We start from the raw sequence: 12,032 nt of genomic DNA on the forward strand, positions 1-12,032 counted from the left end.
TCGCCGGAGGCCCGGAGGCAGCTAATCCACGCAACGATGGGAGACCGCGAGCCGCTCCGCGAGCGGGCACGGCGGCCGACCGCGTCACGTCCGCTCATCTCGGCCGATCAGGCCGTCGGGGTTGATTCAATGACAGCTCTCAGGTCCATGCTGATACGTCAGCTCATCCAATCACGAGACGCCCTCGCGGATCCCAGGCGCGCAGGGCGCCTCCCGCTCCTCCTTTGCCTGGGCATCATCGCATCGGCCTGCGCGGGCGGCGCCGACGAGCCGAGCGAGCCGAACGAGCCCATCGGAAGCGTGCAGCAAGCGCTCTGCTCCGCGGACGACGTGGGCTGCCAGAGCGGCGCACCGAGCTGGCCGAGGTGGTCTCAGCAGCCCGATCGGCCGGACGCCGTCTTCGAGGAGTTCGAGACCGGCTCGGGCGCCGCGAGCGCGTCGAGCAGCGCCAGCAGCGCGTCGAGCAGCGCCAGCAGCGCGTCGAGCAGCGCCAGCAGCGCGAGCGGGGCCGGCGGAGGCTCAGGCTTCGAGTTCAAGCCCAAGGCGTGCAACCCGAACCTGCTCGGCAAGATGCCGGAGAACCCGAACCCGAAGGGCGCCGATCTCCAGAACATCACCACGAACTTCCATGTCCTGCAGTCGATGCAGCTCCTCTCGTCGATCGTCAACAAGACGGCCAAGGCCATCAACGCCCCCGAAACGGAGACCGTCGAGGACGCCGGCAAAGGCAGGTGCATCTGCACCCAGCGCGTGGACGCCGGGTGCACGGACGTCATCCAGAAGGGCCAGACGACCTACGAGGAGTGCTCCGACTTCTGCGATCCGGCAACGACGCCGACGAACACCTGCAGCATCGGCGTGCTCGTCTGGCTCTCCAACGACGTCCAGCAGACCCAGGAGGGCAAGGCGAAATGGGCCCGCAGCGTGGTCAAGTGGCTCGACAAGATGGCCGGCGAGATCGCCGACGGGCGCTTCGCCGATTTCCTGGAGCAGGCCGGCGGCGAGCTCGAGAACGCGACGGAGCTGCTCGCGAAGATCCAGTGTTATATCGACCTCTACACCGAGGGCTACCACCTCGGCAGCTACTCCGAGCAGCGGCCCGATCTGCACATGTGCATCCCCTGGGCCGGCCATGGCGCGTACGCCACGATGGTCGAGAGCGGCGACGGCAACTGGGGCATCGGCGGCCGCTACACGTCGCACAACCTGAGCGAGGAGCGGCGCGCCCAGATGCGCACCGGCGGCTTCGCCGTGACGGCGTTCGGTAAGACGCTGAGCATCCAGCCGGGGATGGAGTTCAACATGCAGCTCGACGGGTACAAGTGGTTCAACCGCGAGGCCCCGCTCGGCATCGAGGCCTTCGGCCACTCGGGCGGCGGCGGCCTCAGCCTCGCCGCGGCGAAGCGAAAAGGGCTCTTCTACCTCGCGGACGGGGATCAGGTCGAATCGCTCGACACCGACGGCGACGGCCGGGTGGCTCCGCAGGAGTTCCTCATCGGGACCTACATGCCGTTCTCCTACGCGGCGGACTACACGCCGAGCGGCGCTCCGAGCCCGGCCACCTGGCCCAGGGGCGCGGCGGAGCCGGTCGAGCCCTGGGAGGGGCGCTCCGCCGCCGTCATGGCCGCTGCGCTCAACCTCGATTTCCGGATGAAGCCGATCGAGAAGGAGCTGACGAAGATCCCGCTCCCCCCGGTCCCCGGCGCGTTCCTCATCCCGTACTTCCGGCTCGGCGCCGGGGTCAAGTGGTACGACGAGGCCTATTTCATGCGCAAGCGCCTGCAGGAGGCGCTCAACAAACACACGAACCACAAGATCGAGAACGTCGATTTCGATCGCGACATGCACGCGTTCCAGGCGCCGGACGTGACGGGCGAGGCGGGGACGGAGGTCTCGGTCAAGCCGGAGATCGGCGCGAAGCTCTTCCTCGGCGTGCCGCTCGGCAAGCGGCTGAAGGTCGGCGTGGAGGCGAGCATCGGCTTCTCCGTGGATCTCAAGCCGAGCGGCTCCGGCGGCGTGGTCGATCTCAACACCTCGCTCGAGCGGGCGCTCGTGAACAGCAACCCTGACGAGGACCTCGAGTGCAAGCCCGTCTTCAACCACAAAGATCAGACGTACTGCTCGAACCGGCTCGTCGAGGAGTCCGAGCTGAACCTCGGCTGCTCCCCGCTCGACACCAACAACTCCTGCTGCCTCACCTTCATCACCGGCGGCCGCGCCTGCATCGACGACTGGACGGGGATCACCGAGGAGTGGTGCGACTCGGGCAAGCTCTCGTACGAGCTGTTCGCCACCTTCATGAAGGAGAAGAAGGCAAAGCTGCTCAAGACCGCCTTCCAGCAAGGCTTCACCGCCAAGTGGAACGCGAACAAGACCTGTGACGAGTGCGACAGCGACGGCACCTGCGTGACCGACGTGCGGAGCGACGATCTCCGCGACATCTCGGGCTGCCAGAAGCACGGCGTCTGCTGCCTCCCCGTGGCGTCGTCGCCCTTCGGTCTGGCCGGGTCGCGCGCCCTCACGAACGGCAGCTACGCGCAGGCCCGCTTCCTCCAGGCCGGCGACCTGGCCTATGACGCGGCCACGCGCATGCTCTACGTCGCGGATCGGACCGCCGTCCGCCGCATCGACGTGACGAGCGGCGCCGTGACCACGATCGCGGGGTCGACCTTTCCGGGCACCGCAGACGGCGTGGGCACCGCCGCGCGGTTCAACACCCTCTCGGGCATCACGCTCCACGACGGCGCCCTCTACCTCGCGGATCGCGGCAGCCGCACGATCCGCAAGCTCACGCTGAGCAGCAACCAGGTCACGACGATCGCCGACCGCACGGTGGTCGGCACGCCGCGTGATGTGGCCGTGGTCGGAAACCACCTGTACGTCACCGACAGCGCGAACCGCACGCTGATCTGGATCGATCTGGCGACGGGCGCGAACATCGCGGTCGCCGGCAAGGCGCCCCTGTCCGGGAACGCCGACGGCGTGGGGACGACCGCGCGCTTCGCCGAGCCGGCCGGCATCGTCGCCGACGGGCGCGGCAATCTCTACATCGCCGACGCGTTCAATCACTCGCTGCGCCGGTACGAGATCGCGACCTCGATGGTCACCACCGTGGCAGGCAACGGCGCCGCGGGCTCCGCGGACGGCGTCGGGACGGCCGCCCAGCTCACCTCGCCGCAGGCGCTCGCGATCGACGGCGCTGGCAGCGTGTTCATCGGCGAAGGCAACAGGCCTGGTCGGATCCGGCGCTTCGACCCGGCGCTCGGCGCCACGGCCACGGTCGCCGGCGCGCCTGGCGCCACATGGCAGGACGGCCTGGTCACGACGGCCGTCTTCGAGCTGCCCGGCGGCCTCGCCGTGCTGCCGTCGGGCGACATCTACGTGAGCGATACGCTGCCGTACACGGTCCGCAAGCTCGGGAGCAACTGCGACGCATCGGTCCCGGGGGCCGTCGTCTATGACGTCACGGAGTCCGAGTGCCCCGGCAACTTCGGCGCGTACCGCTGCGTGACCGAGACCCGGAGCGATGTCGTCGACTGGAGGGGCCCCGGCTGCCACCCGCTCCAGGCCGGCTTCCAGTCCGCGTGCGGCTGCACGTCGAACGCCGATTGCGCGAGCGGCGAGACATGCGACGCCGTGAAGAAGCTGTGCACCGTGGGCGGCGCGCCGGTCGCGTGCCTGTGCAGCGGGGAGCCGAACCCGAGCTGCGCGAGCGAGCCAGGCCGCACGTGCGTCGAGGGCGCGTGCACCCGCCGCTGCAACTACGATGCTTCCACCGCGGACACCGTCTGCGGCTACGGTCAGGTCTGCACGCCCGACGGCGCGTGCGCGCCGCAGGCCGGCGCCCAGTACGCCGAGCAGGTGATCTGGGGCCTCAGGAACCCCGAGGCGCCCGCCCACGCGATCGCCACCTACGGCATGAGCGAGATCGAGCTGATCGCCGCGCTCAACGCTGGCATCCACGTCGGCCTCGAGTTCAAGCTCTTCAAGAAGCCGAGGAAGTTCACGCTCTGGGACTGGCGCCGATCCTGGGATGTCGGCTCGGTCGCCAAGGCCAAGTTCCAGCCAGGGCTCGAGGCGACGTACCAGTGGGACAGCACGTCGCTCGGCGAGGTGACGAACTACCAGGAGAAGGAGGTGACCCGTTATCCGGCCATCACGTCGGAGACCGCCGACTTCCTCTCGTGGTGCAAGGACGAGATGCCGCTCCACGCGGAGGACCCGCTGCCCCCCACCACGGACGACGTGAAGGCCAGTGTGCAGGAGGTCATCGACTTCGGCTTCGCGCTGGGAGAGCAGGTGTCCACGATGGAGAACCTCTGCATCGACGGCCGGCCCATGATGGACTGGCTGCAGGACAAGGACGCGCTCGCCGAGGCGTTCGTGACCGGGACCTGCTCGTACGTCGGGCTGGTGAGCGGCTTGCGTGGCAACCTCAATTTCCCGTGCCAGGAGGCGCACCTGTACCTGCTGATGCACTGGGGCTGCCTCGACACGCAGCGCTCCCCCGTCTCCAACCAGCTGCGGCTCGGCGACTTCAGCGACGCCGTCGTCAACAACCCGACGCCCACGTTCGACCTGACCAAGCTGCTGTACGACACGAGCAACGGGCTCGAGGCGTTCAACCTGGTGCGCCGCAGCGCCCTGGCCGAGACGTGGCTGGCCGAGGTGGAGGCGTGCTTCGACGACCACTCCGAGGACACCGTGCCTTGCACGTGCCTCGACGACGCGGATTGCACGACGGGACCGGGGCAGACGTGCGTGAGCGGGACGTGCCAGGGCCCCGAGGACGACGTCATCCAGTGCTCCGTCGTGAAGAACGCGGGCGTGACCGTCGAGCGCTGCTGCGGCGACGGCGTGAAGCAGGCGTCCGAGCAGTGCGACGACGGCGACACGCAGAGCGGAGACGGCTGCTCGTCGAGCTGCCGCCTGGAGGCGAAGGGCGCGTGCTGCCGGTCCCAGACCTGCACCGATCTCGGCACGGGCGGTATCGGCTCCAGCGCGAGCTGCCGTGAGGCCGGCGGCTACTTCGTGAGCGGCTACAGCTGCGCGGAGATCGACGCCTGCGGGGCCGCGCCGATCGGCTCGTGCACGGAGCCCGACGGCACCTGCCACACGCCGGCCTACGAGGCGCAGTGCGACGCGGTGAGCGGCGTGTTCGTCGAAGGCGGCCGCTGCGAGAACGAGCCGGAGCGGCTGGAGATCCAGCCCGACAGCGCCGGCGACGACGCGACCATCACCAGCCTGGGCTCGGGCGCCGGGACCAACAACGGGAATTCCCCGAACCTGACCGCGGGGCTGTGGACGTCCAGCGACGTCAAATACACGAACCGGAGCCTCTTCCGCTTCAATCTGTCGGACATCCCGGCGGGCTCCACGATCGAGCGGGCGCGCCTCAGCCTCTACGCCGATCCCGACGCGCGCCTCTACGGCCAGGGTACCTCGAACGGCCTCTCCCCGGGGCACGCGACGCTCGGCGGCTCCAACGCCTTCCTGCTCCAGCGCGTCACCTCGGCGTGGCAGGAGAACACCGTGACCTGGGCCAACCAGCCCACGACCACGACGCTCAACGAGGTGCTCCTGCCGCAGAGCACGTCGGACGGTCAGGACTACGAGCGCGTCGACGTGACGGCGCTCGTGCGGGACATGCTGAGCGCGCCCGCGAACAACCATGGCTTCCTGATGCGGCTCCAGGACGAGGTGGTGAAGTGGCGAGAGGTCTCGTTCACGTCGAGCGATCACGCGACCGCCGCGCGGCGCCCCAAGCTCGAGGTGGTGTTCCGGAGGCCCTGAACGCCGGCGCGATGGAGTGGGGCGCAGGACCGCGCCCCGCTCTGCAACTTTGGTCTTGAACGATACTTGAGAAGGATTGAAGGCAATGAGAAGGTCTTTCAGAGTGTTTGCAGGCGTCGCCGGCGGTCTCCTCGCGAGCGCGGCGGGGGTGTCCGCGGCGCTGGCCCAGGTCGCCCCGCTGGACACGAACCATGTGGTGATCATCGACCGGTCCGGCAGCATGTACGGCGACCGCCTCGATCTCGCGAAGAAGGCGGCCAAGATCTACTGGAACACGCTCGTATCGAGCAACGTGCCAGCGTCGCAGTCGTTCACGGAGCTGCTCGGCGTGGCGAGCTACTCCGACACCTCGTCGGTCACGTATCCCATGACGGCGCTGCCGGCGTCCGGCCTGGACGCGGCGGTCGACGCGCTCGTCGCCGACGGGTCGACCTCGATCGGCGCCGGCCTCCAGGAGGCGCTCGACATGCTGGTCTCCGAGAGCCCGGCCAAGAGCGCGCGCGAGTGCGTCATCCTGCTGTCCGACGGTCAGCACAACACGCCGCCGGCCCCGAGCGACTTCTATGCGGACTATTTCAGCCGCGTGGACGAGGTCCACTCGATCGCGCTCGGGTCGGGGGCGGACGAGGCGATGATGAGCGACATCGCGGCGAACTACGGGTTCTCGCCTGGGCTCTACCTGCGCGCCGACAGCGACACCGCGGTCGATCAGCTCGAGCTGATCGGCGCGTTCAACCGCATGGCGAACGACTGCCGCGACGGCGGCATGATCGATCAGGGGCTGACGCAGATCCCGCCTCCGTCGCCGCAGTCGCCGCAGTCGTTCGCGTGCGCGGACACGCTTGTCTCGGCGGCGCAGATCGTGGATTTCACGATGATCTTCGTCGGGGCGGCCGCGCCGGAGGTCTACTTGCTTCCCCCGTGGGACCAGACGTCCCGGATCACCGAGGCGAACTTCGCCGCGTCTGGCTCCGACCTGACCTTCTTCTCGGCGGAGAACTTCAAGCGCTTCTCCCTGAACCTGACGCAGGCGTACGAGGAGGGGTTCTGGCAGTTCTGCGCCGTCAACACCTCGGATCAGCCCATCTACGTCTACTCCGCGGTATCGACCCTGGCCGACTCGATCTCGCTCCGGGTCACGCCGAGCACGCTGAACGTCGGGGCGGCGCCGCTCATCGTGGAGGCCGAGGTGAGCCACCTGGGCAGCCCGGTGCTGGGCGCCGCGGTCAGCGCGGAGATGACCGGCCCGAGCGGCGCGGTCACGCCCCTGTCGTTCCATGACGACGGCGCCGCCGCGCACGGCGACACGACGGCCAACGACGGCGTCTACTCGCTCAAGATCGGCCAGTTCGCCGAGACGGGGAGCCACGACATCACGGTGTTCGCGGACCACGCCGGCAGCGCCACCGTCCCGATGTTCACGCGGCAGCACACGTTCGGGTTCTACAAGAACCCCGCGCCCCCCTGCCAGAGCCTCGGGCCGATGAGCACGTCGATCGTCGCGTCGGTCGACGGGACGTCCTGCTTCCAGATCGATCGGACGAGCCTCCCGACGGGCTGGACGCCGGCGACCCTGACGCTGCAGATGAGCCCGACGGACGGCGTCCCGCTGAACGGCGTCAGCGTGTCGGTCAACGGCGGGGCGCCCCAGAGCGCCCCGGCGAACAGCTGGTCCACGACGACCGCGATCCCGTTCCCGGGCACCGCGAACGACGTTGTCTATCAGGTGAGCACGACGAGCAACAGGCAGCTTCGGATTCAATGGTATCCGTGATGCTGCCGGGCGGTCTCGGCGCGATGTGCGGCTGAGTCGGCATGGATCGCGCGCGCGTGGCGTACCTGTCCGTCGGGACCGCCGGTGAGCTCGGCTCACCGGCGGCGCAGCGCGCGGGACACCGAGCGCGTGCTCGCGTAGCCGAGCCCGGCGGCGAGCGTGCGCCTCGTGGGGCTGGACGAGGCCAGGTAGCGGTTCGCCAGCTCGGTTCGCGCTTCCATCAAGAGGGCGCGGTGCGACGTGCCCTGCTCTCGCAGCAGCCGCTGGAGCGTCCGCGAGCTCACGCCGAGGTGCTCGGCGACACGATCGATGTTCGGGTTGCCCTGGGCGATGCAGCTCTGGAGGGCGTGCCGGACATCCTCGACGAAGCTCGACGGGACGCGGGCGGCGGCCGCCGGCGCCCCGCTGGGCTTGCCGAGCGCCTGGAGGCGCGCCGCCGCGCAGTCCTCGAGGATCTCACAGAGGCGCGGCTCGGCGGAATGGAAGGGCAGCTCCAGGAGATCGCGATCGAAGACCAGCTCGTCATAGGGGGCATCGAACTCGACCTGCGCGTCGAATATGCGCTCGTACTCGCCTGCGACGCGCTCGCGGCGGTGCCGGAAGCGCACCGCCAGCGGGCGGATGTGCTCGCCCGAGAACGCCCGCGTCCGGAGCACCATCAAGCTGACGATGAGATCCGCGACGGCGGGCACGCCGTCCGGCGAGAGGTGGCGGAAATGCGCGCGGCGACCGGTCACCTCGAGGCTCAGGGCGCCCCCATTGGCGACCAGCGGAGCGAAGCGGATGACGCGTTCCAGGGCTGTTCCAAAGCTGCTGCTGCTCCGTGTCAGGTAGTCCAGGAGGTCGAGCGAGCCGACCTCGAGCTGCTCCGCGGCGTGCAGTCCGAGCAGAGAATTGCCGCTCAATTGCTCGGCGGAGGACCAGATCTTTCGCGCCGCGCTCAGGGAGATCGGCAACCCGCGCTGGCGGAGCGCTCCCGGCGGGAGCGTGGCGTCGCGCAGGACCGCGTCGATCGGAAGCCCGAGCTTGGGCGCTGCGGAGAGAAGGAGCAGGACGAAATCAGAGAACGCGGACTGAGCTGGCGCAGGGACCACGGTTCCTCACAAGCCAAATGTGTCGGAGCGTAGTGGCCGAAGCCGCCCAGGGCAACCCGGATCCTGGCGCCGGGCGCCTGTCCGTCCGGTATCCTGCGCGGCGCGCGTGGCGCGCCCGGGGATGCGAGGCGAAGAGGGGGCTCAGGCCACGAGGCCTGGCAGCGGCCCGGTGCACACGCCGGGAATGCCGAAGGTGGTCACGTCGTCGAGGCCCATGGCGTTGCATACCGACACGAGCAGGTTGTTGTGCGGCAGGTCGGCGTACTTCATGTAACGGCCCGTCTTGAAGTAGCCGCCCGCGCCGCCCGCGAGCACCCAGGGGATATCCTTGTACGTGTGCGTGTTGCCGACGCCGAGCTCGTTGCCCCAGAGCAGCAGGGTATTGTCCAGCACCGAGCTGCCGTCCACCTCCTTCGCGAGCGCCAGCTGATCCAGCACGTATTTCACCTGCTCGCTGTGCCAGACGTTGATCTTCACGAGCTTCTCGTTCGCGACCGCGTCGTCGTCGCCCGCGTGGGAGAGCTCGTGGTGCTCCTCGTTCACGCCGATCCAGGGATAGTACTGCCAGCTATCGGCGTTGGCCCACATGAACGTGGAGACGCGGGTCATGCCGCAGATGTGCGCGAGCAGCATCAGGTCGGTCTGCAGCCGGCCGACCTTCGGATAGTTCTCCATCGCTCGCGTGTCGAACTTCTCCGGCATCATGAGCGGCGTGCACGAGACCGCCGAGCTCTGCAGCCGCTGCTCGATGTTGCGGATGCCGCCGAGGTGCGCCTCGAGCCGCGCCTTGTCCTCGGAGCTGACGCGCGCCTTCAGGCGGCCGATATCGTCCTTGAGGAAGTCCAGCACGCTCTGGCGCTCGGCGATCAGCCGCTGCAGCTCCGTCTCGGAGAGATCCGCGTTGGCGAAGATGCGCGAGTACATCTGGAATGGATCGTCGACGGCCGTGTTCGGCTGGTTCGGACCGCGGTACGAGATCACGCGGAGCGGCTCCTGCCCCTCGATGCGCACGCCGAACTCGAGCGACGGAAACTGGCTATTGCCGCCGATGCGACTCGCGATGTGCTGGTCGACGGAGATGCGATCCGCCCAGCCGGCGGGGCCGCCAGCGCCCGTGAAGCTGCCGGCGAGCAGCGAGCCGCCCGTGAGCATGGCGCCGGGGCCCTTCATGTGCGGGCCGCCGGGCTTGTTCTCGCTCGGGACGCCGAGCTCGTCCTCGACCGTCGAGTTCATGTGCACGCCCTTGAGCACGAGCATCCTCTGCTTGTGCTCCTCGAGCGGCGCCAGGATCGGGCCGAGCGAGAGCGGCGCCTCGTGCGCGTCCCCTGCCGGGAAGAACGCCGACGGCACGGTGCCGTTCGCCGAGAAGATGCCGATGAAGCGCCTGGCGCCCGGCTGCTTCGCGTCCTGACCGAACACCGTGGCGCTCCGCCAGACGGGGCTCGTGAGCGCGACGGTCAGGGCGCCGAGCCCGCCCAGCAGCTTGCGGCGGCTGATCTGGGTGCGGAGGTCGATAGGGCCTCTTCGGTTCATGGCATCTCCTTCGTGTGTGCGTCGATCGGACGGCGGAAGAGGAAGGCGTCCGTCTCCACGACGGCGCGGGGGAGCGCGTTCAGATCCTGGCCTGTGGCCTTGAAGGTCTCGAGCAAGCTCTCCATCGAGCAACCATCCATGTCCTGCTCGAAGCGGGCGATCGCGAAGCGGAACCACTGGCGCGCCACGCACTCCTCCACCTCGGCGCTGCCCGCGAGCCTCTCGCCGAGCTCCGCCACGCCCTCGAACTCGCCGTCCATGTCGCGGGTGGCGATGACCTTGCCGCTCGCGTCGACCGGCTCGCCGCCGTCGAGCTCGCGGTAGCGGCCGATCGCGTCGTAGTGCTCGAAGCCGAAGCCGATCGGATCGAGCAGCTGGTGGCAGCCGACGCAGCTCGGGTCCACCTCGTGCTGCGACAGCCGCTCTCGGGTCGAGCTGCTCGGGTCGACCTCGGGCGGCTTGGGGATGTTGGCCGGCGGGGCGGGCAGCTGCTGGCAGAGCAGCGCTTCGCGCACGAACTTCCCTCGGTAGATCGGCGAGCTCTCTGCGGGCTTCGCCTGGACGGCGAGCAGCGCCGGGAGCGTCAGGATGCCCGAGGTGGCGCCGTCCGTGCGGTTGAGCGCCTGGAAGGAGTCGTCGCCGGTGACGCCGTAGTACCCGCCGAGATCCTTGTTGTAGAAGACCGTCGTCGAGGTGAGGAGCGCGCTCAGCTTGCCTCCCTCGTCGTCGAGCACGTGGTCGAAGAAGGCGTCGGCCTGCCCGCGCAGCGACTCGCGGAACGACCGCGATTGCCACTCGGGGAAGGCGTCCGCGTCCTTCACCACGCTGTTCAGGCCGTTCAGGTGCGTCCAGCTGCCGAGGAAGCGATGGACCAGCTTCTCTCCGCGCTCGTCCTCGAGCATCCAGTCGAGCTGCGCCGCGATACCCTCCTTCGTGGTCAGGCTACCGTCTTCGATGGCCTCGTTCAGCCTGGCGTCCGGCAGGGTGCCCCACAGCATGTAAGACAGGCGAGCGGCCACCTCGTGCGGAGAGAGCTTCACGGCGCGATCGCTCACCTTCTCCGAGGTGCCGATCTCGACGCGGTACAGGAAGCGCGGCGACTGCAGCATGCCGCGGAGCAGGAGCTCGACCCCGTGCTCGTAGCTCGTCTCCGCGCCGGCGTCGAAGAGCTGCAGGTGTCGCTCGATGTCCGCGGCGTCCGTGATCGGGGCGCGGTAGGCGCGGGCGCCGAAGCCCACGACCAGCTGGCGCGCGCACTCGCGCGGATCGGCCCCGGCCTCGCAAGGCGCGATCGTATCGAGCGCCGCCGGATTGCCGGCGACCGCCGCGGCGATGACGTCCGCCGCGGCCTGGAAATGCTCGAGCTCGACCTGCGTCACGTCCGGCTGCAAGAGGCCGAACGCCGACGCCTCGATCGCGGGGCCGAGCGCCGCATCGAGGCCGGGCACGTCGCCGGCGAGGTCGCGCACGGTGTTCAGGTACTGCTCCCGCGAGAGCAGCCGCATCGGCGAAGGCCCAGGATCGATGGTGCTCGCGTCGCACCTCAATGGCTCGCCGGGGCCCGCCGACCCCGAGCCCGAGCCTCCGCTGCTCGAGCTGCCGCTCGTGCCGTTCGTGCCCTCCGCCGGCGATTTGCCGTCTTCGCTGCCCAGGTTGCCGATGCACGCCGACAGCGCGAGCGCCGCGGCGAGCAGGCCCACGCTTCCGTGGGACTTGAATTGTTCAATCGATGATGTAGTCATTCAGGGCTCCGCTCGAGGCTGCTGGCTACTCGGGCTCGGTGGGAGACCCGCTCGGGCGCGATCACCTTTTTCGTCGTCGAAGCGTGGAGACGTTTC

The 12,032-nt window shown here is 69.1% G+C and carries 5 protein-coding genes; 2 read left to right on the forward strand and 3 right to left on the reverse strand.

Features of this window, described 5'->3' with window-relative positions; all coding sequences use genetic code 11:
• The first annotated feature begins 147 nt into the window (after window positions 1-147).
• Window positions 148-5,793: a DNRLRE domain-containing protein gene (locus WMF22_RS03015; protein ID WP_438034777.1), complete on the forward strand. Its 5,646-nt coding sequence runs from the start codon at window positions 148-150 to the stop codon at window positions 5,791-5,793.
• An 85-nt stretch (window positions 5,794-5,878) separates the two neighbouring features.
• The gene (locus WMF22_RS03020) at window positions 5,879-7,567 is read left to right on the forward strand and encodes a VWA domain-containing protein (RefSeq protein WP_438034778.1); all 1,689 of its coding nucleotides are present in this window, start codon (window positions 5,879-5,881) and stop codon (window positions 7,565-7,567) included.
• A 95-nt stretch (window positions 7,568-7,662) separates the two neighbouring features.
• Here WMF22_RS03020 and WMF22_RS03025 read toward each other — a convergent pair whose 3' ends face one another.
• From WMF22_RS03025 to WMF22_RS03035, 3 genes are all read right to left on the reverse strand, one after another.
• A complete protein-coding gene (locus tag WMF22_RS03025; RefSeq protein WP_438034779.1) occupies window positions 7,663-8,661 on the reverse strand; it encodes an AraC family transcriptional regulator ligand-binding domain-containing protein in 999 nt (332 codons plus the stop codon).
• Between the two features lie 141 nt (window positions 8,662-8,802).
• Window positions 8,803-10,194 carry a DUF1552 domain-containing protein gene (locus WMF22_RS03030; RefSeq protein WP_438034780.1) on the reverse strand — a complete coding sequence of 464 codons (1,392 nt, stop codon included), beginning with the start codon at window positions 10,192-10,194 and terminating at the stop codon, window positions 8,803-8,805.
• The gene (locus WMF22_RS03035; RefSeq protein WP_438034781.1) at window positions 10,191-11,936 is read right to left on the reverse strand and encodes a DUF1592 domain-containing protein; all 1,746 of its coding nucleotides are present in this window, start codon (window positions 11,934-11,936) and stop codon (window positions 10,191-10,193) included. Before WMF22_RS03035 ends, WMF22_RS03030 begins: the two co-directional genes overlap by 4 nt.
• Between the last annotated feature and the right edge of the window lie 96 nt (window positions 11,937-12,032).

It is taken from the genome of Sorangium sp. So ce204 (genome assembly GCF_051526795.1).
GTDB lineage: Bacteria > Myxococcota_A > Polyangia > Polyangiales > Polyangiaceae > Sorangium > Sorangium cellulosum_B.